Annotated in this window: 22 protein-coding genes; 9 read left to right on the top strand and 13 right to left on the bottom strand. The window is 41.9% G+C overall.

Features of this window, described 5'->3' with window-relative positions:
* Positions 1–29: 29 nt before the first annotated feature.
* Genes MTF66_RS20585 through MTF66_RS20565 form a run of 5 tightly spaced genes read right to left on the bottom strand, consistent with a single transcriptional unit; the run spans position 30 to position 3,980 of the window.
* Positions 30–1,577: a serine hydrolase gene (locus tag MTF66_RS20585; protein WP_248528369.1), complete on the bottom strand. Its 1,548-nt coding sequence runs from the start codon at positions 1,575–1,577 to the stop codon at positions 30–32.
* Positions 1,574–2,089 (bottom strand): gamma-glutamylcyclotransferase family protein, encoded by a 516-nt coding sequence (locus tag MTF66_RS20580; protein ID WP_248528367.1) that lies wholly within the window; start codon positions 2,087–2,089, stop codon positions 1,574–1,576. The genes MTF66_RS20585 and MTF66_RS20580 overlap by 4 nt, the downstream gene beginning before the upstream one ends.
* 7 nt (positions 2,090–2,096) lie before the next feature.
* Positions 2,097–2,717: a LysE family translocator gene (locus MTF66_RS20575; protein WP_054560994.1), complete on the bottom strand. Its 621-nt coding sequence runs from the start codon at positions 2,715–2,717 to the stop codon at positions 2,097–2,099.
* A 6-nt stretch (positions 2,718–2,723) separates the two neighbouring features.
* On the bottom strand, positions 2,724–3,506 hold the full coding sequence (locus MTF66_RS20570; protein ID WP_054551028.1) for a hypothetical protein: 783 nt from the start codon (positions 3,504–3,506) through the stop codon (positions 2,724–2,726).
* Between the two features lie 3 nt (positions 3,507–3,509).
* On the bottom strand, positions 3,510–3,980 hold the full coding sequence (locus MTF66_RS20565; protein WP_248528365.1) for a CreA family protein: 471 nt from the start codon (positions 3,978–3,980) through the stop codon (positions 3,510–3,512).
* Positions 3,981–4,083: 103 nt separating this feature from the next.
* On the opposite strand from MTF66_RS20565, the gene MTF66_RS20560 reads away from it, so the two are divergent.
* On the top strand, positions 4,084–4,671 hold the full coding sequence (locus MTF66_RS20560) for an outer membrane beta-barrel protein (RefSeq protein WP_248528361.1): 588 nt from the start codon (positions 4,084–4,086) through the stop codon (positions 4,669–4,671).
* 10 nt (positions 4,672–4,681) lie between these two features.
* A complete protein-coding gene (locus MTF66_RS20555) occupies positions 4,682–5,011 on the top strand; it encodes a 5-carboxymethyl-2-hydroxymuconate Delta-isomerase (protein WP_054560998.1) in 330 nt (109 codons plus the stop codon).
* Here the strand turns inward: MTF66_RS20555 and MTF66_RS20550 are convergent, their stop codons facing one another.
* Entirely contained in the window at positions 5,012–7,141 is a 2,130-nt protein-coding gene (locus MTF66_RS20550; protein ID WP_248528358.1) for a winged helix-turn-helix domain-containing protein, read from the bottom strand.
* Between the two features lie 330 nt (positions 7,142–7,471).
* On the opposite strand from MTF66_RS20550, the gene MTF66_RS20545 reads away from it, so the two are divergent.
* Entirely contained in the window at positions 7,472–10,492 is a 3,021-nt protein-coding gene (locus MTF66_RS20545; RefSeq protein ID WP_248528357.1) for a TonB-dependent receptor domain-containing protein, read from the top strand.
* Positions 10,493–10,552: 60 nt separating this feature from the next.
* Here the strand turns inward: MTF66_RS20545 and zapE are convergent, their stop codons facing one another.
* Complete coding sequence (gene zapE / locus MTF66_RS20540; protein WP_248528354.1) at positions 10,553–11,665, bottom strand: cell division protein ZapE; 1,113 nt, start codon at positions 11,663–11,665, stop codon at positions 10,553–10,555.
* Between the two features lie 58 nt (positions 11,666–11,723).
* Here zapE and rsuA point away from each other — a divergent pair, with 58 nt between their 5' ends.
* Both rsuA and MTF66_RS20530 read left to right on the top strand, forming a co-directional pair.
* On the top strand, positions 11,724–12,422 hold the full coding sequence (gene rsuA / locus MTF66_RS20535) for a 16S rRNA pseudouridine(516) synthase RsuA (protein WP_058585860.1): 699 nt from the start codon (positions 11,724–11,726) through the stop codon (positions 12,420–12,422).
* Between the two features lie 154 nt (positions 12,423–12,576).
* Positions 12,577–14,151, top strand: a complete 1,575-nt coding sequence (locus MTF66_RS20530) for a methyl-accepting chemotaxis protein (protein ID WP_054561198.1) — start codon at positions 12,577–12,579, stop codon at positions 14,149–14,151.
* Positions 14,152–14,213: 62 nt separating this feature from the next.
* Here the strand turns inward: MTF66_RS20530 and MTF66_RS20525 are convergent, their stop codons facing one another.
* Positions 14,214–14,996, bottom strand: coding sequence for a YggN family protein (locus tag MTF66_RS20525; protein ID WP_058585861.1), 783 nt, complete (start codon positions 14,994–14,996; stop codon positions 14,214–14,216).
* Positions 14,997–15,101: 105 nt separating this feature from the next.
* Positions 15,102–17,531: a zinc-dependent metalloprotease gene (locus tag MTF66_RS20520; protein WP_248528352.1), complete on the bottom strand. Its 2,430-nt coding sequence runs from the start codon at positions 17,529–17,531 to the stop codon at positions 15,102–15,104.
* Positions 17,532–17,691: 160 nt separating this feature from the next.
* Here MTF66_RS20520 and MTF66_RS20515 point away from each other — a divergent pair, with 160 nt between their 5' ends.
* Positions 17,692–18,672 (top strand): class 1 fructose-bisphosphatase, encoded by a 981-nt coding sequence (locus MTF66_RS20515; RefSeq protein WP_248528349.1) that lies wholly within the window; start codon positions 17,692–17,694, stop codon positions 18,670–18,672.
* A gap of 43 nt (positions 18,673–18,715) precedes the next feature.
* Here MTF66_RS20515 and MTF66_RS20510 read toward each other — a convergent pair whose 3' ends face one another.
* Positions 18,716–19,039, bottom strand: a complete 324-nt coding sequence (locus tag MTF66_RS20510) for a hypothetical protein (RefSeq protein ID WP_248528346.1) — start codon at positions 19,037–19,039, stop codon at positions 18,716–18,718.
* A 43-nt stretch (positions 19,040–19,082) separates the two neighbouring features.
* Between MTF66_RS20510 and MTF66_RS20505 the strand changes: the two genes are divergently transcribed.
* The 3 genes from MTF66_RS20505 to MTF66_RS20495 all read left to right on the top strand — a co-directional run bounded on the left by MTF66_RS20505 (position 19,083) and on the right by MTF66_RS20495 (position 23,674).
* On the top strand, positions 19,083–19,439 hold the full coding sequence (locus MTF66_RS20505) for a DUF5522 domain-containing protein (protein ID WP_058585865.1): 357 nt from the start codon (positions 19,083–19,085) through the stop codon (positions 19,437–19,439).
* Between the two features lie 180 nt (positions 19,440–19,619).
* Complete coding sequence (locus MTF66_RS20500; RefSeq protein ID WP_248528344.1) at positions 19,620–22,052, top strand: TonB-dependent receptor; 2,433 nt, start codon at positions 19,620–19,622, stop codon at positions 22,050–22,052.
* A gap of 83 nt (positions 22,053–22,135) precedes the next feature.
* The gene (locus MTF66_RS20495; RefSeq protein ID WP_248528342.1) at positions 22,136–23,674 is read left to right on the top strand and encodes a sulfotransferase; all 1,539 of its coding nucleotides are present in this window, start codon (positions 22,136–22,138) and stop codon (positions 23,672–23,674) included.
* Here MTF66_RS20495 and MTF66_RS20490 read toward each other — a convergent pair.
* The 3 genes from MTF66_RS20490 to MTF66_RS20480 are packed head-to-tail and all read right to left on the bottom strand — an operon-like array spanning position 23,649 to position 26,004.
* On the bottom strand, positions 23,649–24,488 hold the full coding sequence (locus tag MTF66_RS20490; protein ID WP_248528340.1) for a sulfurtransferase: 840 nt from the start codon (positions 24,486–24,488) through the stop codon (positions 23,649–23,651). The two genes, MTF66_RS20495 and MTF66_RS20490, sit on opposite strands and share 26 nt — an antisense overlap.
* A complete protein-coding gene (locus MTF66_RS20485; protein ID WP_058585869.1) occupies positions 24,488–24,910 on the bottom strand; it encodes an adenylyltransferase/cytidyltransferase family protein in 423 nt (140 codons plus the stop codon). Before MTF66_RS20485 ends, MTF66_RS20490 begins: the two co-directional genes overlap by 1 nt.
* Positions 24,911–24,939: 29 nt before the next feature.
* Positions 24,940–26,004 carry a CDP-glycerol glycerophosphotransferase family protein gene (locus tag MTF66_RS20480; RefSeq protein WP_248528338.1) on the bottom strand — a complete coding sequence of 355 codons (1,065 nt, stop codon included), beginning with the start codon at positions 26,002–26,004 and terminating at the stop codon, positions 24,940–24,942.
* Positions 26,005–26,041 lie beyond the last annotated feature (37 nt).

Below are 26,041 nucleotides of genomic sequence, written 5' to 3'. Positions count from 1 at the left end.
CCACCTAATGGTGGCTTTGCGACTTTGGTTTACTTTTTAGTGCGTAAATCTAAATTCCTAAAGTCAAAACTAAAGTCTGTCACCGCCGTTGAGACAGCGCGCATTTTTGCACTACTCACTCGGTTATCTGGGCTCATTTGAAACTCAATGTAAGCATCTGCTTCAAGTAACTTTTCATCCCACTTCACAATAAACGTATTGCCCGTGTAATGCTCAAGCTGACCTTTCAAACGCTTTGTATGAGTAAAATCAATACGTAGCTGACCATTTAACTCTTCGATTACTACATCACCATACCAGTTATCGTGCAGAGTGCCTGTGTAGTTGATGTTTGGTAGTTTCGCTTGATAATCAGCAGGTGTTTCTGGTTTTGCGTTTGCGTAAGCTTCTTTTTTACCTTCAAAGTGCTTTTTAGCAAGCTCTTCAACCCAGTCTTTATCTTCAAGATTTAATGCATCTTCTAATACTTCGTAAGTCACCGCTGAGAGCGCGCTGAATGCTTGCTGGTTACTCAAAATAACAATACCGAGGTTTTTCTCTGGTAATAATGTCACTTGAGACACCATGCCTAAAATACCACCACCATGGCCTAGCTTTTTAATGCCGTGGAAATCTTCAATGCTCCAGCCTAAACCATAACCTCTAAATTGTTGGTGGTAAGCTTCATAAGCACTTTTTGATGCCATTGACGTAATGTGCGGGTGCCACATTTGTTGCTGCTGCTTTTCACTAAATAACTGCTGGCCATTTGGCATTTTGCCATGTGCAAGCTGCGTGCGTAGCCATTGACTCATATCGCTTACGCTTGATGCAATCGCACCAGCGCCACGGAAATCTTCAAGGTAGTTCACAAAAAATGGATGTAGTTGGCCATCCATTGGGATATGACCTGTCGCCCAGTTTTTATTGCTACTAGGGATACGTGAAAAACCTGCGCGTGAGTTTTTCATATCAAGTGGCTGAAGAATATTTTTCTCGATGTAATCATTCCAGCTCATGCCTGATACACGGGCTACCACCTCACCTGCTGTCACAAACATTAAGTTGTTATAGGCGTATTTACTACGAAAGCTACTCGCCGGTTTTAAGTATTTTAGCCCTGCGATAATTTCATCAATCGATTTGTCAGTATCTGGCCAAATCATTAAATCGCCTTGCCCTAAACCCAAACCGCTACGGTGGCTTAATAAATCGCGAATGGTCATTTCACGTGTTACGTAAGGGTCATACAGACGAAACTCAGGAAGATGATCAATTACTTTGTCATCCCAGCTAAGCTTACCTTCATCAATTAATTTAGCTAACGCTGCTGCGGTAAATGCTTTGGTGTTTGAAGCGATACCGAATAAGGTGTCTTTATTTACTTTTTTACCGGTATCAAGGTGAGATACACCAAAACCTTTTGCTAACACGACCTGGTCATTTTCAACAATCGCTACAGCCATACCCGGTACGTCAAAACGTGCCATTGACGTTTCGATTACTTTTTCTATTTTTTTAGTATCAATATCGGCATAACTGTAAAACGAACAGCTCGATAACAGCGCCGCTGCAACGGCTAATTTACGAAATATCATAATATCCCTTGGTGATTTTTATTGTTGTGAATAGCGAACTCTTTCGCTGCTCGGGTTTTATCTGGATCATCGCAACTTGGTCTTGCGAGTATTGCTTCACTGTAATGATTTGGTACACCTGCTTCAAGCGCTCCGCGATGAACATGCTGAAGATACCAGTCGAATGGCAGTAAAGACTCATCTAAGGTATTAGCGATATAACAATGGGCAGCAAGTTGCTCGCCATCAATGAGTTCAACGGTGATATCTACACAGTCATAACGCGGCCCTTCGATATCATCAAGAATCGACTTTTCAGCTTCGTTTAACTGATACACAACACCATATACCAAGGCATCTGCCTGATCAGTTTTGCGCACGCTGCACTTTGCAGAGCCGTCGGTACTTACCATATCAAACGTCAGCTCATAGCCCTTTAAAGTAGCTGTGCCTATCCGCTTTGCTTCAGGTAACCTTGCCAGCAATCTGCTCGATGACATATTTGAACCAAATGAAAAGTTATATAGCGCCATACTTACCTCACACAACAACGCGAATAGCTAAGGCAATTAAGATCACGCCAATGCCTCTATCAAACCAGTATCCGCTTTTTAAGAAAAATGCTCGCACTGATGCTTTTGATAACACCAATGATAAAAATGAAAACCATAGCCAAGTCGCCATTGCCATATACACGCCATAACCAGCCTGCACTACAACAGGTGTTTCAGGGCTTATTACAAGAGTAAACAACGACATAAAAAACAGTGTTGCTTTGGGATTAAGGGCATTGGTAAAAAAACCGCGTCGAAATGCTTTATACACAGATTCAGGCTCAGCAGGGGCAAGGGTTTGCTGTTTACTATCGCTAGGTTTTGCGCTTCGTAAAGCTTGCACACCCAAGTATGCCAAATAAGCCCCTGCAAGGTATTTTAAAGCCATAAATAAGCTAGGTGACTGGGATAAAATTAATGCCACACCTAATACACAATAAGCAATATGCAGCAAAATAGCCGCACCAACCCCAGCACTGGTCCAAAGCGCATTTTTACGACCTTGTTGAATACTTTGCTTTAGTACAATTGCAAAGTCAGGGCCTGGGCTTGCTACCGCAAAAAAGTGAGCTATGGCTATCAATAAAAACTCATCTAAATACTGCACTCAATATTACCCTACTGCTTGTTCATCTAATGCCAATAACAACGGATTTGCACTATCACTCACTAATGCTTTAATTTGCTTTTGCGCTTTTTTATATTGGCTGCGTAAATGGGGTTTTAAAAACTTCTTCGACTGATTATCCCCTTTAAAATGCGTAACCAGCGCATGCATAAATAGCGTTTGTGGCTCAGTCAGCGCTGCTTGACGATTAGCATAAGGGTTATAACCGCAGCCACAGCCTCCTTTAAATTGATACACAGTATTACTCATCATCACCCCAAAGCCTAAATAGCATGCCAACGCATCGCTCGCTTGGGGTAAGTACTCTTTACCACCGGGAGGTAAGACACCTACATGGTGAATCAAAATGGTTGCTAAGGTACCAGCAAAACTTGCCACTAAATCTTGCGGTTGATTGATTTGGTTCGGGTTAAACGAGATATTCACCGGATGATTTGCCGGCACAATTAAGCTCGCCTCGCTACCGCGTAAATTGTCTTGAAATTCAAAATGTGGAAACACCTGCGGTGTAAGCCCAGATGGCGCAACTAAGTTAATTGGCCACGCCTGCATCCCCGCATAATCAACAACTCGACTAAATACTTTTTCAGCCATTTCACTGACGCTCGACACCCTATCCGGAAAGAACTGTCCGTTAGGTAAAATGATTTGTGTGTGTTTTAAAAAATATTCACTATCAAAGTGCTCAACAGCCCATAAAAAGGTATCGATTAACCACTGTTGCTCTTGCTCATCAACAAGTGGGGCTGACTTAAATAACGCTAACATAAATTACTCTTGTGATTGTGCCCATTGCCATGCATCCGTATTGTAAAGAGGCACAGTTGATAAAGCATGATGATGGCTGCCGCTCGACTCTTTCGTTGAATAAGACAAATATAAAAGTGTGCGTGTTGGCGCATCATAAATACGACGAACTTTTAACGACTTAAACAAAATACTTTTCGATGATTTAAATACCACTTCGCCCGATTTACTGCGGTCAATTTGTTGTAATTGGTCAGCGGTAATGGGACCTGTTTGACGACAGGCAATAGACATATCAGATGGATCAGCAAAATCAAGATTCGCTTCAATATGGCTAATGTGGCAAGTAACACCGCTTATAATCGGGTCTTGTTGTGATACCACTTTAATATCTTTGGTAGTAAATAATCCCAAACTCACCGAAGCAGCATCATCCGAGCAACCGCTCAACAAAATCAGTGGCGCAGTAAGTGCAGCTAATTTTAGTAACTTCATCCTAGTGTTCCTTATTAAAAAGCGATAGTTGTCCGTTTACAACGATTTGCTTGCTATGTTTCAATACTATCTCAAAATATCTTCAACAACGAGCACCTAAACAATGAAAAAATCGCTTGGTTTACTGTGTTTAATGTTCTTAAGTAGTACCGCTCACGCTGACTACTCTATTAGCGCTGGTTTCGGCAAAAACTTTACTAACTCGGTGCAAACCGAAGAAAACCTAAAAATTGAGCTTGAGGATGACAGCCATTTTACTGTCAGCCTAGATAGAACCATTGATAATGCTCGTTATGGGTTCTTTTATTCTGCAACCGAGCTTGATATGAAAGACCAAACCAACAAGCAAGTCGAGATGCAATACCTGCTATTTCAAAGTGCCGTTGAAGTGCCATTAGCTGACCGTATAGTTGGTTTTGTTGGTGCCCAAATTGGCGCAAACCACGTCAGCACTGACTTTGCCGACTCTGATACATATTTTACCTCTGGCCTTTATGCTGGCGCAGATTATTTATTTACTGAACAAGCTCGGGTTTATATTGAAACTCGCTGGTTGGCAACTATTGTAAATAATGCAAGTAACGTATCATGCACATTGCCAACATCAGAAGACGACCAATGTCTATGGCACTTTGATGGTGATGTGTTAAACCAATTTCAGACAAACATCGGTTTTAGTTACCGCTTTTAAGGAAGACCCCATGCCGCACATTGTTATAGAACACTCAGAAGACTTGCCAATTCTGCCACAAGTGTTAGTTGAAAAAGTTCACCAAGCCGTTTTTGACTCAGGCTTATTTGAGCTTTCGACCATAAAGACTCGTGCAATTGCTTATCAGCATTACGAATTAGGTGAAGGCAAAGATGGCTTTATTCACATCGGCGCATCAATCATGGCAGGCAGAACCATAGAGCAAAAGCAAATGCTCAGTGAGCAATTACTAAGTTGCTTAAGAACATACTGCCGCCGCTCGTATAGCTTAAGCGTTAATATTTACGATATGGATGCTGATATTTACCGTAAGTGTTAATTACTTTGGCAAATAGGCTGCGGGTAAACGCTTAATTTCTATCTCAGGCGATAAGTACGCGGTGTAAACCAGCCAACGCTCATTGGGTATGTAGGTCAAGCCCGATGAGCGACTATAAGCTCGCTCCGGTAAAGCAATTAAATCATGATGCCGCTTACTTGCTAAGTCATAGTAGCTAATACGGTAATCACCTAAGCGTTCTTTATAATAATAAATACGCCCCTCATGATACGCGTTCTTTGCAACCAGCAACCATGCATAACTGCGCGCCAACTTAACATCGTTCACCAGCATTTCTTCAGCACCCGTATCATGATGTTTTATCCAAATAGCATGGCGCGAGTTGGTAAATAAAATATCGCCTGATTGTGTTTCAACGCCATACTGCGCAGGCACTTCAACAGCTTTACCTAGGCTTTTACCTGTTAAGTCATAACGATATAAGTAGTCACCATCAGAAACTAAAATATGCTGGCTATCAGCGCTAAACTTGGGTTTAATTGCATGGCTAAATGGCAGTTTGATTTGCTGGCTTTGCTCTACTTTGAAATCATAAATATATAAGCGGGTACTGCCATTGTCATACAATGAAAACAAAATGTAGCGTCCATCGGCTGACCAGGTTGGATCACGAACTTCCCCGGTGTTATGTGCAAAGTCAGTAAGCTGCTTTCGCGAGCTGCTATCGGGGTTAACAATCCAAAGCTGTGAACTGCCTGATTCATTGGACACATACAGTAGTTTATTTTGCTGCTGATTATATTCAGGGAATAGCGAGCTAAAATTGGTCGACAACATAGAAAACGGCGAGTTGGCCACTTGTTCGTCTATTTTCAGACGCGTGATCACCTTATCTAAATCCCACTGATGGTAATAAACACTGCCATCGCTACTATAATTAGGTGAACTCATGCCCGCAATTTGCGTGTTGATTAGGGTTTTATTCTTAAGGTCAAAGAAGTAGCCATAACGTTTACCGCCCTCAACTGCACTAAACGCCAATTGCTCTTTAGACGGATGCCAATCTACACCATGAATATCAACAAAATCATGAGTTAGCCGTTGGCTTTGTCCTGTTTTTACATCTATTAAAAACAGCGCTTTTTGGTTGTTTTTAACATTACGCGTAACCACAACTCGCTGTGCATCTGGCGAAAACGACACTGACTCATACACAGTTTCGCAGTCATCATTACAAGGAATAACTGTTTCTTTTGTTTGTTTTGCCTGTAAATCGAGCAGTTTGATACGAGTGACATAGTCACCTGACTTGCTCGTATGATCAGCAATGTAGGCCAAGGTTTTACCATCACTACTGATATCAAGATCAGGCGCATAGTTATTACTGCACTCCCCTAGCACGACACTGGTGGCATTTACCAAAGATAGTTTTACAATTTCACAGACATCAGAGGCCATACGGTAATAATATAATGTGTTTGCATCAGGGCTAAACACAGAGCGCCCTTCTGTAAAAGGTGAGTCCGTTAATTGCTTTGCTGGGTGCTCAGGAAAATGTAAATCACGTAAATATAGGTTATTTGGTTTACCAAGCTGTCGCCATGAATACACCAAATAGTGCTGATCATCAGAAATTGAAGGATATATTTCACGACCTGGGCTTGCCGTCACGCTTTCGATGCTATTAAGCGGCAACACAAAGCTTGAGTTAGTTTGCTTTGCAGGCGAAGAGAATACCCAATACATCATAACCAAGCTAATGACACACAAAGCCACAAACAGCTGGCGGAATTGCGCAGTAGTGATACGAAAACCCACTGACTTTTCTTTATCGGCTGTATCTATTGGCTCAGGCTTTAATAAAACGCGATAACCCGTTTTACGTAATGTCTCTATGTAAGTTTGTTCTGGGTCGAGTTCTTTAAATGCTTTTCGTAAATGCCAAATAGCATTTGTTAAGGCTTTTTCACCCACGTAAAAATTGCCTTCCCATACATGATTAATAAGCTCTTCACGGGTGATGGGTTCGGGGTAACGCGCCACTAAGCAAGCTAACAACTCAATAAACTTAGGCTGCAAAAGCTGTTCACTACCATTGCAGGTCAGTTTATTTTCGAGTGGGTTAACAATACATGAGCCCAGCTGATAAACGCGATTAGATGTTTCCATTTACTCTAAATAAAACCCCATTTTAGAAGTACAGCAGTATAAAGCCCTATCAATTTATCGTAAAAGCAGCCCTTTCACCAGCTTTAACGTTGCAAAACAGTTAACAATGAACATTTCTTAACCCACTGATTTTAAATAAATAGATATTCAATAGATATAAAATAGAGACATAAACGAGCCACCTAAGATTGTAGTTAGGTTCACATTTCTATAAAAATTTTTACGTCAATACCGACCAACCAGAGTGTTGCTCACTGTAAATTTTAACTGCCCTTAAAAAGAGCATCACTCTGGTTCTAAAAACTAAAAATAAAACAACTAGGAACGCCTGTGAGAAATCTACTAACCAAACCTTGTGCTATTGCACTTGCTGTTGCCAGTGGTTTTAGCCAACATGCATATGCCAATGAGGCTGAGATTGCCCGCCCTGCCAACACCACTCCAGCAGCTAATGAACAAACTGAAGAGCCGGAAAAAATCGTTGTAACGGGTTCACGTATTAAACGCGATAGTTTTTCAATTCCAACACCGCTGGTCACAATGGACCGCGAAGCCATTGCCGATACAGGTTTAACCAACTTATCAGATATTTTGGTTGATAACATGCCAGCTCTTAGCGAGAGCATAGGTAACACCACCAGCCAATCGAGTGTTTCAGCGACTGGCTTATCGACAGTACAACTACGAGATTTAGGTGCTAACCGTACCCTAACACTGATTGATGGTCGCCGCGTTGTTTCAAACAGCTACAGTGGCAACTATGTCAGTTTAAATACCATTCCTAGCGGTATGGTTGAGCGCGTTGAAATAATCAGTGGCGGTGCATCTGCAACCTATGGTGCCGATGCTGTAGCAGGTGTGGTGAATATTATCACCCAATCAAAGAAAGAAGGCTTTGATTTTAAAGCCAACACAGGTGAAACCACCGATGGCGGCGGTAAAGAATTTACCCTTGATTTAAACTACGGTACCTCGTTTGCTGAAGATCGCGGTTACGCCTATTTCAGTGCCAACTGGGACCGTGATTTCGGTATGACTTTTTACGATCGTAAACGCGCACAAATTGAAGATTCTTACCGCTACGACGATGACCAAATGTGTAATCAGATGCGCACAAAAGATGGTTATCAATGTATGCGTGACATCACACAAGCTGATTGGGCAAGCAAAAGCGACGGTATTCCGGGCGGCGTGTTCTTAGAAAATAGCCGTAACGACACACAGTTTTGGTATGACGGCCAAACCCTACGTGATGACTGGAAAGGCAATGAAGAAATTTACGGTGTGAATTCTAGACAATACGTAATGCTTGATGTGCCAAGCGATAACGTATCTGCTGCAGTTAAAGTTGATTATGACTTAACTGACGATGTGATGTTCTACGCGCAAGTTCAATACAGTGAAAGTGGCTCGTTTAACAATAAGTCGCCCGAAGATGAATACGAAGGTGCCTATGTACCGCGTTATGACCCTACCACTGGCGAGCCCCTTGCTGATGTAGCACCGGGTTACATTCCAATCGACAACCCATATGTTCCGCAAGAAATCCTCGATGCCAACCCATACAAAGATCGTATTTATTGGGATCGTCGCTTCAGTGAAGTGGGGAATATCAGCACCGATAATACCCGTAAAACTATTCGTAGTTGGGCAGGTCTTCAAGGCACATTATTTAATGACGAGTGGGACTGGGATCTATCTGCAAGTTATGGTCGTTTTACCCAACACCAAATTCGTAGCAATGAATTAAATACTGTAAAACTTAATCAAGCTTTGCAAGCAGAAGAATTAGCGGATGGCACCATTCAATGTATTGATGAAGCAGCTCGCGCTGAAGGCTGTGTGCCAATTAACTTATTTGGTGAGGGCTCTATCACCGAAGAGATGGCTGCTTGGATCCGTACCAACCCAATTATTGATACCGAAATAAAACAATACGGTGTAGTTGGCTATGTAGCGGGTGATTTATTTGAATTACCAGCAGGCTCAGTATCTGCAGTATTTGGTGGCGAATATCGTAAAGATAGCCAAGACCTATCAACCAGCGACGACATGAAGGCCGGCGGTATTACCTTCAACTATGTACCAAATTTTTATGGTGAAGTTGAGGTCTATGAAGCATTTGCGGAGCTTGCGATCCCACTTTTAAAAGATGCTCCTTTAGCAAAAAATTTAAGTGCAGAAACCTCATTACGTTTAGCTAACTACAGCATGGAAAACGTCAACACCGTTGCCAGCTACAAACTAGGTGTGTTCTGGGAGCCAGTTGAAGGCTATGCATTTAGAGCAAACTACGCTCGCGCTCAACGTGCCCCAACGATCACAGAGCTTATGTCACCGCCGCGTGGCGATTACGACAGGTATGATGATATTTGTGACGGGTTAACGGCAACATCAACTAAATCAGGTCACGATAACTGTCGTAAAGAGGCTACCCTGGCTGCACAACTTGCCGCTGATCCAAACTTTGAGTTTACCGATGAGAACAACAGCTACTCACCAGGAGCTGGTAACGAAAATCTAAAAGAAGAAACTGCTGATACTTATACCTTTGGTGTTACAGTGGCTCCAGCCTTTTTAGAAAACTTTAATCTTGCGGTTGATTACTACGATATTGCCATTGTTGATGCGATTTCGCAGATCAGCAATGAAAACATCATGCGTGAATGTTACGACTCAGAAGCAGCATGGGGTGAAGACAACGTATTTTGTAATGATATTACCCGTAATAGCGAAGGTAACATTATCAAAATTCTACAGCGTCAATATAACCTCGATGAGCTAACTGCTCGTGGTTATGATGTGGTTGCACAGTACAAACTCGACTTAGATAACCTAGGTCAGTTATCGTTTAAACTAGATTACAACCATGTAATCGAAAACTCGCAAACCTATGAAGGACTTGATGGCAGCTTGGTAACCAGTCACTATGCAGGTTACGGCAGCAGCAAAGATAAAGCCTCAATGTCAGTTACATGGCGTAATGATAACTTGCGTATTCGCTGGCGTACAAATTACTTAGGCTCGTTTAAAGCAAGCCAGAGTCTTGAAGAAGATTATCAAGAGTATATTGCCGAAAATGATGCCCGCTGTGAGGCTGGTGAAGATACTTGTATCAGTAATCCAGAAAAACTTGCCTACCAAGATTATGGTTCGTTCTTAAAACACAGCCTTTCAGCGTCTTACACCATGTCACTTGGTGAACAGAGCCAATTGCGCGTATTCGGTGGTGTGAATAACGTGTTTGATAATAAAGGTGACTTTTATCCATATGGCCGTGGTAACTACTACAGCGCATATGGCGGTGGTGCTGGTCGCTACGTGTACGTAGGTGCTCAATATAGCTTTTAACCGTTTCATATGAAGATCCCCAGCTAGGCTGACATCAAAGGCGCATTTTTATTGCGCCTTTTATCTTTTCCAGCTCTGCATCTCAACTAATCGAGACTCAGTACGTGCATATTCAAACGCCAGTTTTTGCCCTTGATATAAATCGCTAATACCCACCTCGGCCGAAATCACCAGTAATCGGCTGCGATCATAAAACTCATCAACCAAAGCAATAAAGCGCCGTGCTTCATCATCTAAAAAGTGTTCTTGTAAGTCCTGCTTTTCTCGCTGATAACTATCTTCAATGCCATGCACAATTTGTTTGCCTGTTGCTCCGCACCCCATTACTGGCACATTGAGTAAATAAACGCGCTGAAAACGCTCTGCCAAATAAATATAATCCGCGGTGCTTCTAGGTCCTGAGCAAAGCGTCATAAAATCAAACATAATGGCGTCTTGAGCTTGCATTACACAGCTAAGCTCGCGGTGGCAAACCTCTATCGTTGTTTGCCTTTGTATTACTTGCTCTTGCTTTAAAAAGCGCTCTGTTAGCGCCTTTTTGTTAGCAATAAAATAATGTGCGGTTTGTTTGCCAAAGCGAAAGCGATGATCTGTGTCGCCTTCAACACTTAAAACATGGCAATGCTCATTTAATAAATCGATAGTGGGTAAAAACCGTGCTCGCTGTAAACCGTTGCGATATAACTGCTCCGGTTGGCAGTTCGACGTTGCTACTAACACTACTTGCTGCTCAAACAGGGCTTTGAATAAGCCACCTAAGATCATGGCATCGCCAATATCAGACACAAAAAACTCATCAAAACAAATCAAGCGAATGTGCTCTGCCCACTCTTTAGCAATCACAGTCAGCGGATTTTTCTGCCCTTGCAGCTGAGTTAAGCGCTCATGCACTTGCTTCATAAAATGATGAAAGTGCAAACGCTTCTTAGCTTCAATGTTAACAAGCCGAAAAAACACGTCCATTAACATGGATTTACCACGCCCTACTGGGCCATATAAGTAAACCCCTTTTATTGGCTTAGCGCTTTGCCACCAATGGCTTGGTGCAGCTAATTCTGTGGCTAGATTATCAAGAGCATTAATCGCTGTGCGCTGGGCACGGTCTTCTTGCAAATCACCTTTGGCTATTTGCGCTTGGTAATGCTGTAATATTTGTCCTTGCTGTACTGTCATAGGTAACTAGTATCCGCTATACTCGCCGCCATTGTAGCCGACTAAAAATGTGATCCCAATGAAATTTCCATGCCGTTTAGATAAATTTATCAGCCATATTGCCGAGTTACCTCGCAGCAAAACCAAAGCAGGTATCAAACGTAAATACGCCACTGTTAATGGCGAGGTGATCACCTCATTTGATTATTCAATCAGCCAAGATGACGACGTGCGCTGGCAAGGCGAGCCGCTGGTGTTCTTAGGCAAGCGCTACTTCATGCTCCATAAGCCAGCTGGCTATGTATGCGCCAATAAAGATGACCTTCACCCGACTGTATTTGACTTGCTTGATGAACCAAATATGAGCGACTTTCATGTTGCAGGCCGTTTAGATATCGATACCACAGGATTAGTGATCATCACTAATGACGGCGACTGGTCACACAAAATTACTGCACCAAAGCATAACAAATTCAAAACGTATTTAGTTGAAACTCAAGAACCTATCGATGAAGAAGCAATTACAGCGTTAGAGCAAGGGGTGCAATTACACAACGAAAAAGAGCTAACTCGCCCTGCGATTGTTGAAAAACTTGCAAGCTACAGCTTACGCCTTTCAATTTGCGAAGGTAAATACCATCAAGTTAAGCGAATGCTTGCTGCTGTAGGTAATAAAGTTGTTGAATTACATCGTGAAAAAATAGCTGACATCACCCTCGACGAAAGCCTTGCAAGCGGTGAATATCGTGCCCTTACAGAAGCCGAACTGAAGCTCTAAATAGGTACTTGAGCAAAAGTCATGATAACGCTGTCATTTTTCCTTAATAAAACCAGACAAACGTGGTAAAAGTTAACAGGGGAAATAATAAAGGAGGCTGACTGTGTTATCAGGACTAGCTTTAAAAACAAAAATCACCTTATTTGCTATCGCTATGTTTATTGCGTTATCTGCGATAGCTTTACTTGGCTTACAATCTTTACGCCATGCCAGCGAAAGCGACAACATTGCGCGTATCAACCAGCTCATGAAGAGCACCACCAATATTGTTGAGCAATTTGAGTTGATGGTTAAAAGCAATCAACTCGAAGAAGCACAAGCAAAGAAGCTTGCTATTCAGGTACTTCGAGAAAATAAATACCACGACTCAGAATATGTGTATGTCGTCGACAACAACTTAGATTTTGTCGCCACTCCGCACGACCCAGAACTACACGGCACCAGCTTTAACGATTTTAAAGATGCCAGCGGCAACAGTATCGGCCGTATGGTCGAAAATCTCGTGGGTAACACTACCAATAAAATCATTACCTATCACTGGGATTCAGTGCGAGATGGTGAAACTGTTGATTTAACCTCTGTAGTACAAAAAACACCGCTGTTTGGCTGGTATGTTGGTACAGGCATTAGCGCCAAAGAAGTTGATGAACGTTATTGGAATACTGCAAAATGGTTGCTTGGCTTATCTATGCTTATTGCCATTGCGCTGACCTTTGCCATTGCCCGCTTTGGTTCATCGCTCACTAATGCCTTAGGCGGCGAAATTGATGAAGTAATCGGTATTGTAAAAAACGTCTCTCGTGGCAACTTAAACTCACATATTCGCCAAGATGCCCCACCTGAGAGCATTATTGCTGCCATGCATTATATGCAGCAAGGGTTACGTGGCGTTGTCGGTGGTATAAAAGGCGTTACTGATAGCTTAAAAAATCAAAGTGTTGATAACGAATCTCGCTCTGTTGAGCTCGATAAACTCACTCGTAGCCTAAACGAAGAAACTCAAATGGTTGCTTCAGCTATTACCGAGTTAACAGCCTCAGCGCAAACCGTTGTAGAACATGCTGAACAAGCAGCTTACTCAGTGCAAGAAGCTGAGCAACAAGGTCAAAGTGCCAGCCACTTAACCAGCGAGGCTGCTGATACCATCGCGCTTTTAGAGCAGCAAATTGACAGCGCTGGTAATAACATTCAAGTGCTTGATGATGAGGTAAATAACATCGCAAATGTGCTCAGTGTTATTCAAGGTATTGCCGAACAAACGAACTTACTTGCGCTTAACGCAGCGATAGAAGCTGCCCGTGCAGGCGAGCAAGGACGAGGTTTTGCTGTGGTTGCTGATGAAGTTCGTGGGCTTGCCCAGCGCACACAAACCAGCACTGAAGAAATCCGCAATATGATTGGCAAACTACAAGCTGCAACCCAAGATGCCAAGTCATCTGTTTCGCTTAGTATTAGTACCAGTGAACAAACCGTTGAAAAGTCGACTAAAGCCAATGAAGAACTAAAACGCGTTGCCAGTTCACTCAGTGCAATCGCGCAAATGAGCCATCAGATAGCCATTGCTGCAAAAGAGCAGCTTGATGCCGGTGAAGACACCGCCAAACGTATCGTGACTATCTCAGACACCGCTTCACAAACGGCTGATGTATCAAATCAGGCCCATACAGCAACCGACTTGATCAAAGGTCTTACTAGCAATTTAGAAACTGAAACCGCTAAATTCAGTTAATTTAAATCAAGTAAAAACGAGAAAGCCCAGCAACTGCTGGGCTTTCTCGTTTTAAATTCGCATTAAGACTTTATTTGTACCAAATCAAAATCGGCCATACCAGGCACCATTTGTTGTAATCGTGATTCTGTGACATCTAATGAGTTCAAACACTCACAATACTCAGACGCTTTCATCTCTAACTGCTCTGCTTTCTTTTGCAGTGATTTGTCAATTTCAGTTGAGATGATATCCATACGCTGCCCCATATCATTGATACGGTCTTCAATGTTACCTTCGCGCGATTTAAAAGCATCGCCTAGCGAAACTAAAATAGCGCCAAGTGAGCCGTGCACTGCAGAGTGAATTTTTTGGCTGATTTCTTTGGTAAAAAAGTCATCGATTTTCGACAGCGACTGCGGAGCAATAAAGAAAAAGTCATCACCACGCTTAAATTTATCCATCAGTGCACGCTCAACATATTGCAGCTGAGTTTTTAGCACTTCTGGCTCTTTGTCTGACATGCCCTCAACAACTTGTTCAATAGCGCTTAAACCAAGGTTTACACCATCGGTCGCCAAGTCAACAAGTTCAGGGACTGTTTGCCTAATGCCTCGACTAAACTGTTCCACAACTTTGCTTTCATCTGGGCTTAAATCAACCCAGTAACCTCGTATAAACAATTGGTTATCGTTGTTGATCTGTACGCGAGTTTGACCTTTATCAACAATACGAATGACATCATCGGTGATGATTAAGCCATGGCTTAACTCTACATCGCATTGTTTTTTTTCTAAGGTTGCGTAACTGGAAAAGCTAGAGAATGTAATGGCCGCTGCTAACAACGAGCGAGAAAAGAACGCCATATACACCTCAAAAAGACAAAAAAGGAAGGCCGCTAGATTAGCAAATATCCAATTTTATGCAAGTAAAACGCCTAGCTATGCTAGGCGCTTTGAAGTAAAAATGGATTAAATTGGTGAGCCTGGTGGCATTGGCAACACTTTAAAGTTTGTAGGCCATTCACCGTTTTCTAAAAAGTGACTGATTTGCTCGCTTAAGTATTGCTTAAATGCACTGTTACCAACGGATGCACTGCCTAGCATAGATTCTTGCTGGTAACTCTTTGCAAGTTTAGCTAAGTAGTAACGAAGCTGTGCTTGTACTTCGGGTGCCACCTCATTGCTTGCCACTAAATCGGCAAATTGTTTTGCAGTTAAAAGCTGTACACGTTGGCTAATTTTACCTGCCATCCCTGAAGCAATTTTTTGCTCAAAAACCTGCTGATAAGTTTGTGCTAATAGCGCATCTAAACCATAAAATGCATCGCTTCGTGCTTGCTGCTGTGCTAAACGGTTAATGCGTTGGCTATTAAAAAGTAGGCTCAAGCTATGTGCTGCAGCAACCTCAGGCAGCGCCATCGCATCAAGCGTTAGTCCTGTGCGACCAACAATACTTTCGCGTGATTTAGATTCACCATACGCTTTAGGTGGAATAAGCGCTAATACTGACTCAGGTAAAACAAGGTTTTCGGCTTTTAGCGTTGCAAGGAGTGCATCTACTGCTGCTTGTTGGGTTTGCTTTGCCACAACCTGTGCCCCTTTTGGTTGTGAGCCATCACGTACTTCGTACTCATAATTCACACCAGCAATTAGTTTAACCGCAGCTTCTACTTGATAGCGATGGAATAAATAAAGTGGCACCAGCATTTCTTCTAATTGCGATAAAGCAGTGCCTGTTTTGATGTTTTCAATGCCAAAGCTCGCCAGCGCTTGTTTACGAACATCAAGTACACGCATTAACTCATCACTTGGTGAACTGCCGTTATCCCATAAATGCCCTGTTGGGTGAGCACCACCTTGAGCGCGGGCATCACTGTCTGAAATAAATTCCAGCCCTTTGCTTTTATTCTCAGCTAAAATTGCGGCCAATTGCTGTACTTCATCTTGATTGGTGAAGTCGCTATAACCGTATTTGACCACTTGGGTATCCCACACGCCCATGCCAGCAGCATAGCCTCGACTTACATCTAATTTACCTTGCTCATTAAAGCTCAGTAGTGGGTGTGGATAATCCATCACAGAGGCTCTGTCTGCCACTGACGCTGCAAAGTTATGTGAAATACCTAAAGTATGCCCGACTTCATGGGCGCTTAATTGACGAATACGATCAAGTGCCATGGCTTGCAAGCGCTTAGCCACTTCATTGCCCTCAAAATATGGGGCTGCTAATGCTTCTGCTATTAGGATGTCTTGACGAACACGCAGTGAACCCAGTGTCACATGACCTTTGATGATTTCGCCAGTTCGAGGGTCAATCACTGAGCTGCCATACGACCAACCACGGGTTGCACGGTGCACCCATTGAATTACGTTGTAGCGAATATCCATAGGGTCGGCATCATCAGGGAGCACTTTAACAATAAATGCGTTCTTATAACCTGCTGCATTAAAGGCATCATTCCACCATTTAGCACCATCAAGTAACGCTGTTTTAACTGGCTCTGGTACGCCCGGATCTAAGTAATAAACAATCGGCTCAACGGGCTCGCTGATTGGCAGGCTCGGATCTTTTTTCGCTAAACGATGACGCGGGATGTAACGCACATACATAGACTCACCCAGTGCTGCCGCATAATCTTTGTGCTCAATGCTCCAAAAACCTGCTTGAGGGTGGAATTTGCGAGGGGTGTAATTATCGTCCGGTAACTCAATTAATGAGTGATGTATATGTACTGTAAGCGCATAAGGGTCTGCGCTCACTTGGCGTACATACTTACCTGGGTTATTACCATGAAAAGTAAGCACAGCTTCTAATTCAGTATTTTTCTCAAACGCTTTTGAGCGTGCTAAATATACCGCACTGCGGTTGCTATCTAAGTTAAAACTTCCCTGCCCGGTTGCCGATAAACGACGGCTTACACCATGAACATCGCTTAATAAATAAGGGGTGTAATCCACAAGTACAGCAGTGTCTGACTGAGCTACAACACTAAAGCCCGCTAAAATACTTGATGCGAACGCCTCTTTAATACTTTGTTGTTCCGCAAGGTTATTAGTATTAGCACGGTAATAAGTATTAATAGCTCTTAGCATCACCTTATCGCCAAAACGCTCAAATTGAACTAAGTGAGTATCGCCTAACTGACCGCGATCTAAGCCAATATCATTTGAACCAACACCGTAAGGTAAGCTTTGTTGTAATAAAAATTGTTGCTCGAGTTTATCCACCTCAAGATACAATTTGCCGTTTTCTGTGTCATAGTAAAATGAAAAATAGCCTGAAAAATGAGTCATTTTTTCAGTAAAATCATTTATAGACTTAATTGCTGCGTGTGCTTGAGTTATCATAGTAAGTAGCACAGCTAAGAGCAGATATCGTAGTAATGGTATTTTTTGCATAATCTTATCTTTGTTATTCGCGTTTTAAATACTGTATAGGTATTAAGCAGTATAAAGTACCGCCAAGAAAAATCAGCTATTTAAGACGAAATTCAGCGCTTGCTAAGACATTCTCTCTCACACTAAAAATGTCTGGCTACAACGTTATCAGGAAAATAGAATGCGTAGACTCCCACCGGTATTGTTAGAAGATGGTTGCCCTCGTGAACTGATCTCATTGATCAGAACGGTACTTGCGGCATGTAAAGAAATTTCATTTCGTGTTGGTCAAGGCGCCCTATCTGGCGTGTTAGGCTCAACCCTAGACGAAAACATTCAGGGTGAAACACAGAAAAAACTCGACGTTCTAACTAACCAACTTTTAAAAGATATTTTATTAGAATCGGGCTACGTAAAAGCCATTGCCTCTGAAGAAGAAGACTTCACCGTTACGGGGAATCCAGATGCCAACTACATTGTTGCATTCGACCCACTTGATGGCTCATCAAATACTGATATCAACTCACTCGTTGGTACGATTTTCTCAATTATGGCGGCGCCTGAAGGTTCAGATCCGGCTGATCCTAGTATTTTTATGCAACCGGGTAAAAACCAAGTTGCAGCGGGTTATGTATTATATGGTCCATCAACCGTGCTGGCGTTAACAACTGGCAAAGGCACACGCTTTTTCACCTTAGATAAAACACACGGTACCTTCTTATTAACGCAAGATTTTGCAACCGTACCAGAAGAGACCAGCGAATTTGCTATCAATGCTTCAAACCAACGCCATTGGCAACCGCCGATGCAAAATTACATCAATGACTTAATTGCTGGTGATACAGGCCCACGTGGCCGTAACTTCAACATGCGCTGGATTGCGGCAATGGTGGGTGATGTGCACCGTGTATTATGCCGAGGTGGTATTTTTACTTACCCAACCGACACTAAAGATCCAAATAAACCTAACAAATTACGTTTACTATACGAAGCAAACCCAATGGCAATGTTAATCGAACAAGCTGGCGGTATTGCTTCAACAGGCACAGAGCGCATCATGGACATTCAACCTGATGCTATTCACCAGCGTGTGGCGGTGATCTTAGGTTCGAAAAACGAAGTGGAAACCTGCTTAAGCTACCACCTGCTTAAGCTACCATAAGTAGCAAGAATAAATGCCTTAGGCTGAAAGGTATAAAATTCTTTCAGCCTAAAGTCACTGCTAATAACTTCATTAGCGTACTTGTACTTAACTCACCCATTTGCTCGCTATTACTCAGCGCATAAATAGCCCCTTCAACGGCGCTTTCGTCGATGTCTTGCCTAGACTCTACTACGTTTGCCCAAAGTTCTAATTCATCGATATCTATTTCGCCGTCTATAACACGCTGTAAAACCTGACAGAAAACATCTTGCGTCAGAGTAAAAACACCACCTTGCGTGTCTGGAGTACTGGTAATTACTGAGATAGCCTCAAATCGGTTATCACCAAAACGGGCAAACTCATCTAATGCGTCTAATTTATCCATTTGCTATGCTTACCTTTTCAATTTCAAAGCATCTTTTTACTTAATGACAACCCTTACTTGCTCACAATGCAAAGCAACGCTTAACTGCCAAGCCGACAATATTAATGCCTGTTGGTGTAATGAACTGCCCAACATTTTACCACTCGATGAGGCAGCAAAAGAATGTTTATGTCGAGACTGTACTATAAAAAAGATAAATTCATTTTTATCTAAACTTTACCAACAGCCTCTTGAACAGCAGCTTGCCTTTGCTAAGCCTTATTTTACTCAAGGTAATTTAATAGAAAATCTCGATTACACCATGCAAAACAACTACATGGTATTTAGCCGCTGGTTCTTTTTAAAACGCGGCCATTGCTGTAGTAATGGCTGTACTCATTGCCCTTATTCCGATAGCTAATCCCTTACAGATTATTTATTCAATTATTTTGCATTTAATTGCAAATAACGCATGGACGATAAGAATAAAAATACATTATAATTGGATATAAATTCACTAAATCATCAATTTTTAAGCTTAAATTACTAGTAACGTCTATTTTTTAAGCATAAATTTACTGTAACTAAGTCGGAATCAATCATGAACACTTTTAAGCCTGCTCTACTTGCGAGTGCAATTTCTGCAGTTTTAATCAATAGCAATATGGCGTTTGCTGCAGAAGATGCTATCGAAGTTGATAAATCAATTGAAACTATTCAAATTACTGCAACACGACGTGCAGGCTCTGTGCAAGATGCACCGCTTAATATCACAGCGCTCAATGGCGATGTAATTAGCGACCAAAACATTGGCGATTTAGAAGATGTTGCACGCTGGGTACCTGGCTTAACAATTTCTGATCAAGGTGGTCGTGAAGGTTCTCCGATTATCGTTCGTGGTTTGAATACAAATACTTCTGACCGTATTTCTGATAGTGGCACAGTGTCAACCTATGTTGGTGAAATTCCACTGAGCATCGACTTACGTTTAACTGACGTTGACCGTGTTGAAGTGCTAATTGGCCCACAAGGTACACTTTATGGTGCAGGTACTTTAGGTGGTGCAATTCGTTACTTACTAAAACAACCAGAGCTTGATATTACCGAAGGTAAAGTTACAGGCGATGTATTTAGCATTAACGAAAGTGACGGCACTGGCGGTGAGTTTGGTGTGGTATTCAATACGCCGCTAATTGAAGAAAAACTAGCGCTTCGTGCTAGCTTAAATTATTACGATAACCCTGGTTACATTGACTACACCCACGTGGTTCAAGAACCGGGTGTATCAAACCCAAACCCTGACTTTTCAGACAGCAGCGATGTAAATGCCAACTTAAAAAGCGTAAGCGATGTTAATGATGAGCAAATCACCACAGCACGTTTATCACTTCGCTGGCTTGCAACCGAAGATGTTGATGCAACACTTAACTACTTCTATCAAAAGCAAGAAAATGGCGGTAACTCGACATCGCAATACGGCTCACTTGCTGATAGTAGTGCACTACAAGGTGTCCCAGGAAAGTACGAAAACGTAGCTCGTGTACTTGAGCCAGGTGAAGAAGAAAACGATTTATTAAGCTTAGAAGTAAAAGCAGATCTTGGTTTTGCTGAGCTGGTATCTGCATCTGGTTGGTCTAGCTATGATCAGTCTGGTCAGCGCGATCAAACTGATCTACTTTATGATATTTGGTCAGGTTATGCCGACTTCCCTTCTTTTGTTGGCTACACGCACGATACCTCAGATCGCGATACATTTACGCAAGAGCTTCGTTTAGTCTCAAATAGTAATAGTGCTTTTAGCTGGATTGTAGGCGGCTTCTACAACAAAGTAGAAAGTTACTCAGATGACCGTGAGTATACGCCGGGTCTGACTGAGTACTGGGGTGGTGGTATTCCCAATGTTGAACAAGACCTTGAGTACATTCTAATTTCAGATAGCGAAACCACTGAAAAAGCACTTTTTGGTGAAATCGGCTACAGCATCACAGATCAGTTTGATGTAACTTTAGGTGCTCGTTTTTACGAATACGATGTATCAACAACATCAGGCTCTGCAACACCGCTTTATTCTGGTGATTTTGATTCACTCGATAATCTAGCTATGGAAAATGTGAGCGCTAGCGATAACGGTAACTTATTTAAGTTTAATGCTAACTATACATTCGATAATGGTGTACTTGCTTACTTTACCGTGAGTGAAGGTTTCCGTATTGGTGGTGGTAACGGTATTGCTCCTTGCCCTGATGTATTGCCTGAGCAACAAATTGTTTGTGCCCTGCCAAACGAAGAAGATTACAAACCAGATACTACAGTCAACTATGAGCTAGGCTTTAAGTCATCATGGTTACGTAACCGCCTACACTTCAATGCAGCGCTATTTAATGTTGATTGGAAAGATGCGCAAGTTGGTAGCAGCACTGTAAATGGCCAAGAATTAATTACTTCGAATGCAGGCTCTGCTAATTCGAAAGGTGTTGAGCTTTCTACTCGCGCAATGATTGGTGACAACTGGGCTGCATATGCAACATACGCGTATGCAAAGGCTGAATTGACCGAAGATGCGCCTTACTTATTTGGCGTGTTAGGCGATGACTTAGCGCAGTACCAAAGCTACTATGATGGTGCCAAAGGCGACCGTTTACCGGGCGCTCCTGAGCATCAATTCTCGTTTGGTCTTCGTTACGAGCAAGATATCCTTGGCGATAAACTATTAAGTGTAAACTACGGTATTACAGCGCAAAGCGATGTGATCACCAAAGTAGGCTTAAAAGCAGACGGCGAAGTATTACCAGGTTATGCACTAAGTAACTTATCTGCCAAAATTACTGGCGATATGTGGTCTGCAACGCTTTACGTAGACAACTTATTCGATAAGTACGCATTCACGTCTGTACGTCGTGATAAGTCTTGGGCAGGTATGTCACAATATGCTGAGCTAAACAAAGAACTACCTGAGCTACAGCGTGTTTATGGTCACTACACCACTGCGCCTCGTACTATCGGTATGAAGTTTAGCTACAACTTTGAGCTGTAATTAAACATACCTATAAAAGCCTTGCCACCTTTAGGCAGGGCTTTTTAATACCTAAAAATAATTAATTGATATAATATGCGCTTATGCTAAATGATACCCAACAAGCGCTTCGCGCTCATATCCAACAGTTGTTAAGCAACAAACAACTAACCGATGCACATCACTTACTTGTGCAACGGCTAAAACAAAATCCTGAAGAGCACGTTTGTTACTTTTTACTTAGCGAAGTCAACACCGCAGCTGGCGATATCACCAAAGCGATTAAGCTCCTTGAAAAAGCGCTAAGCCTAGCCCCTTTTGCAGTTTATCATTTAGCACTTGCCAAGTTATACGTACTGTTAGGCAAAGTAAGTAATGCAGCTGTGCATTATCAAAGCGCATTACAAACAGCTGACTTTAGTGGCGCAGACTTTGATACATTAGCCAACATTGCGACCCGTTTAGGGCATTATGACGACGCCCTTAGCTTTCAACAAGCAGCCTACCAGCGCAATAAAGATAACCCACAAATTAGCTATAATTTGGCGGTGTGTTATAAAATTCACGGACTGTTCGATGAAGCTAAAAGCTTGCTACAGCAACTAACCACAAAGCAACCTAGCTTTTATCAAGCCCACTATTCGCAGGCTGAACTCAATACTGTTATAGATGCAGAGCAACATATCCAAAAACTACAAGCCTTGGCGGATAAAGAAAAAAGCATTGTTGAACAGCAAGTGTATTTTCATAGTCTTGCTCTTAATTATGAGCACCTTAATGACTACAAAAATGCATTTAAATACTTTGCACTAAGTAAGCAAGCGATAGCCGGTAAACTTAACTATCAAGCAAGCCAACACCACCACTTTTGTCAAAAACTCATTGCCCAAAGCAAACAACAAGCACCTGCAAGTAGTGACTCTGAGTTCTCGCCAGTTTTTGTTGTTGGCATGCCCCGCTCTGGCACAACCTTAGTTGAAAAAATCCTTAATCAATGTACACAACTGCAAGGGGTTGGGGAATTAAATGATATTGCGCAACTCATACAACACGCCACACAATCAGCTCGTGTAATAGACAGCGCAATGCTCGATAAGGCAAATGAATATGAAGCAATAAAAACAGCACTGGCTAGCTATCAACAAAGAGCCGATCTGCTAAGTGACGGCCTAAGAAGTTGTGATAAACAGCCATTTAACTTTTACTATATTGATTTTATTTTAGCGGCTTTTCCTAATGCTAAAATCGTTTGTATGCAGCGGGGCTGGCAAGATTGCAGCATTGCCAATTTTAGGCAGATGTATAGCCCGCAAAGTGTGTTTCATCACTACAGTTTTACACTTGAAGATATTGCCTCGTTCCATCAAGATTACTCGGCATTAGTCAGCCATTTTGCTAACAAGTATCCTGAAAACGTTTTTTTGCAAAGCTATGAGCAATTGGTGGCAGAGCCTACCCAACAAACTCAGAAGCTCTATGCTTTTTGCGATTTAAGCTGGCAGGAAAACTGCCTCACTTTTTATAAAAACAATGCAGCATCAGCCACGGCGAGTAAAAAGCAAATTCGCCAGCCACTGAATAAAAACAGTATCGGCAGCTGGCAAAATTACGCTGATTTTATTGATGCGGACCTGTTTCAATAGGTAGGTCGTGACGAGCGCCCCACTCACTCCATGAGCCATCGTAAACACGTAAGTTAGCGTAACCGCATTCATCGGCACACAATGCAATTGCGCAAGCGGTTACACCTGAACCACAGCTAAACTGCAGCTGGGTATGATGCGGCGCTATGTGTTGTTCAAATAATGCCTGTAACTCGCTAAGGGGTTTAAGCTCACCGTTATTAAGCACTGTTGCAAGTGATAAACTACGACTATTTGGAATATGACCACTGCGCATACCTTCGCGCGGCTCAGCATGTTCACCGGTAAAGCGCTCATAAGGACGAGCATCGAGTGTTAGTGTGCTGTGTTCATCAAGTGAGTTAAGTACTTGCTCAGCACTAATAAAGTAATCAACACGCGGGCTGGCAACAAAGTTGCCTTGACCAGTAGCAGCTGAATAGCTTGCTTGTGTTGCAAAGCCAAGTGCTAGCCACTTAGTCAAACCACCGCTTAAAACTTTTACATTATCAAAACCCATGGCTTTAAACATCCACCACGCTCGCGCTGAACTGAATAAGCCTTGGTCTTCATAAATCACAACCAGAGAGTCTTGGTTAACCCCAGCAAGCTGCATATGCTCTGTAAACTGCTCGGTACTGCACATCATACTTGGTACAGGATTACTGTTATCTGCTAGCGTCTTTTTGAAATCAAAACGCTGTGCATTAGGAAGCATAGCCTTAGGTGCATACTCACCCGGTAAACCAGGGCGCACCATTCCTGCATCGAAGATAACCAAGTTATCCTGGTTTAAGTGCTCGTTAAGCCACTCTGGCGAGACGATGTTCTTCATTAGCTTTTACTGATCTTATCAAGCACTTCACGCAGTTTTGTGCTTGATGTGTGAGATGTGTAAGAAAAGTAGCAAATCTCAACATTAAGTTTTGCAAAATCTGCTTCAATTTTGTTCCACTTTTCAGTTCCTTTCCAATCATCACCTACAAACATTTTATCAAATTTCAAATTATTCCAGGCTTCTTCTTTGTCGTAATTAACCTGCGGCACAACTTCATCCACAAATTTAACGGCTTCAACAATTTCCATTCGCTCTTGAAAAGGAATGACGGGCTCTTTATTTTTTACATTACGACAAAGTTCATCGGTAGTTACACCAACAATTAAGTAATCACATTCTAATTTTGCTCGTTTTAAAATGTTTAAATGACCTATATGAAATAAATCAAAAACACCTGTCGTGTAACCTATCTTCTTCATTAATTTTTCCAGTGTGTACTCTTAATAACTTAATTGTTTTCGACTAAGTAATTGACGATTCGTTCACTTGCTTTGCCATCAAGTTTACCTGCTAGCTTTTCCGCTAATTCAAGCCTTGTCTCAGCCAAAGACTCAGGGTTTTCGAGTTGCTCGATAACAAGTTTGTGTAAGTCTTTGTAATTTTTTGCATGTACTGCAATATTGGCATATTCACCGTAGTCTTGATCCATACGACGTTTAAAACGAAAAGAGAAAACACCTCTGTAGCTCCAACGCAACTTCAAGAAATCGCACCAAATTACAGGTTTATTAAGTAAAGCAAATTCAAAAAGAGCGGAAGATGCATCACTTATAAGTAAGTCAGCCTGATCTAAAAATGGTAATAGTGAATAGTCCTCAACCCGAGCAAGATAAACATTATCGTAGTTTGACCAATGCTCTAATAAATCACGTTGCTTTTGATAGCGGCTTTTACATATTGAGAAATAGTGAGGTTTGATCAGAATGTTAAATTCAGAAAATTGCTCTGGCCAGTTTTTTGGAAAGCGCTCGATACTACTTGGGTAGAATGTAGGAGCATAGAGAATAGTCTTTTTACTTTTATCAAATTTCGTTAAATCTAAAGCACCATCAAGAGGCACTTGATTAAAAATATCGTCAAGTTTACAAAACCCCACATCAACAAAACAATCATCTGGATACATATTTTGTAAACGCTTAAGGCGATATTGCCCCTCAACAAACCTGACTGTCATGGCTTGTGATGATTTGGTGTAATAACTAGATTTAGGCCCAATGCCATGCCCTAACTGAGCGCTTTTAGACACTTTGTGTAAACGGTCTAAAAACTCGAATGAGTTTGCAAAAAACACCCAATCTGCTCGCTCATTTTCGTAATATTCTATAGCTTGCTTTTGATTATCAACCCAAATATGCTCAAGTTCATTGTCATCTATGATTTGCTGGATTGTTTGTTCATGGCTATTGCGATAAAAAACAAACCTACTAGTTATACCTTTACTAAGTAGTTTTTTATATACCGGAATATATTGCGGTAAGTAGTAGAGACTTTGGGTATCGAAAATTATATTCATAAAAGCTAAACAATCTTTATTATTTTTTTGTGAGATG

The organism is Pseudoalteromonas sp. 2CM39R, from assembly GCF_023161845.1.
This window is presented reverse-complemented; position numbering and strand designations above follow the sequence as displayed.

Bases quoted from the DNA above. Each gene is read 5' to 3' on its own strand.
- MTF66_RS20585 (WP_248528369.1), bottom strand. From the start codon at position 1,577: ATGATATTTCGTAAATTAGCCGTTGCAGCGGCGCTGTTATCGAGCTGT.
- MTF66_RS20580 (WP_248528367.1), bottom strand. From the start codon at position 2,089: ATGGCGCTATATAACTTTTCATTTGGTTCAAATATGTCATCGAGCAGA.
- MTF66_RS20570 (WP_054551028.1), bottom strand. From the start codon at position 3,506: ATGTTAGCGTTATTTAAGTCAGCCCCACTTGTTGATGAGCAAGAGCAA.
- MTF66_RS20565 (WP_248528365.1), bottom strand. From the start codon at position 3,980: ATGAAGTTACTAAAATTAGCTGCACTTACTGCGCCACTGATTTTGTTG.
- MTF66_RS20560 (WP_248528361.1), top strand. From the start codon at position 4,084: ATGAAAAAATCGCTTGGTTTACTGTGTTTAATGTTCTTAAGTAGTACC.
- MTF66_RS20555 (WP_054560998.1), top strand. From the start codon at position 4,682: ATGCCGCACATTGTTATAGAACACTCAGAAGACTTGCCAATTCTGCCA.
- MTF66_RS20550 (WP_248528358.1), bottom strand. From the start codon at position 7,141: ATGGAAACATCTAATCGCGTTTATCAGCTGGGCTCATGTATTGTTAAC.
- zapE (WP_248528354.1), bottom strand. From the start codon at position 11,665: ATGACAGTACAGCAAGGACAAATATTACAGCATTACCAAGCGCAAATA.
- rsuA (WP_058585860.1), top strand. From the start codon at position 11,724: ATGAAATTTCCATGCCGTTTAGATAAATTTATCAGCCATATTGCCGAG.
- MTF66_RS20530 (WP_054561198.1), top strand. From the start codon at position 12,577: ATGTTTATTGCGTTATCTGCGATAGCTTTACTTGGCTTACAATCTTTA.
- MTF66_RS20525 (WP_058585861.1), bottom strand. From the start codon at position 14,996: ATGGCGTTCTTTTCTCGCTCGTTGTTAGCAGCGGCCATTACATTCTCT.
- MTF66_RS20520 (WP_248528352.1), bottom strand. From the start codon at position 17,531: ATGCAAAAAATACCATTACTACGATATCTGCTCTTAGCTGTGCTACTT.
- MTF66_RS20515 (WP_248528349.1), top strand. From the start codon at position 17,692: ATGCGTAGACTCCCACCGGTATTGTTAGAAGATGGTTGCCCTCGTGAA.
- MTF66_RS20510 (WP_248528346.1), bottom strand. From the start codon at position 19,039: ATGGATAAATTAGACGCATTAGATGAGTTTGCCCGTTTTGGTGATAAC.
- MTF66_RS20505 (WP_058585865.1), top strand. From the start codon at position 19,083: ATGACAACCCTTACTTGCTCACAATGCAAAGCAACGCTTAACTGCCAA.
- MTF66_RS20500 (WP_248528344.1), top strand. From the start codon at position 19,620: ATGAACACTTTTAAGCCTGCTCTACTTGCGAGTGCAATTTCTGCAGTT.
- MTF66_RS20495 (WP_248528342.1), top strand. From the start codon at position 22,136: ATGCTAAATGATACCCAACAAGCGCTTCGCGCTCATATCCAACAGTTG.
- MTF66_RS20490 (WP_248528340.1), bottom strand. From the start codon at position 24,488: ATGAAGAACATCGTCTCGCCAGAGTGGCTTAACGAGCACTTAAACCAG.
- MTF66_RS20485 (WP_058585869.1), bottom strand. From the start codon at position 24,910: ATGAAGAAGATAGGTTACACGACAGGTGTTTTTGATTTATTTCATATA.
- MTF66_RS20480 (WP_248528338.1), bottom strand. From the start codon at position 26,004: ATGAATATAATTTTCGATACCCAAAGTCTCTACTACTTACCGCAATAT.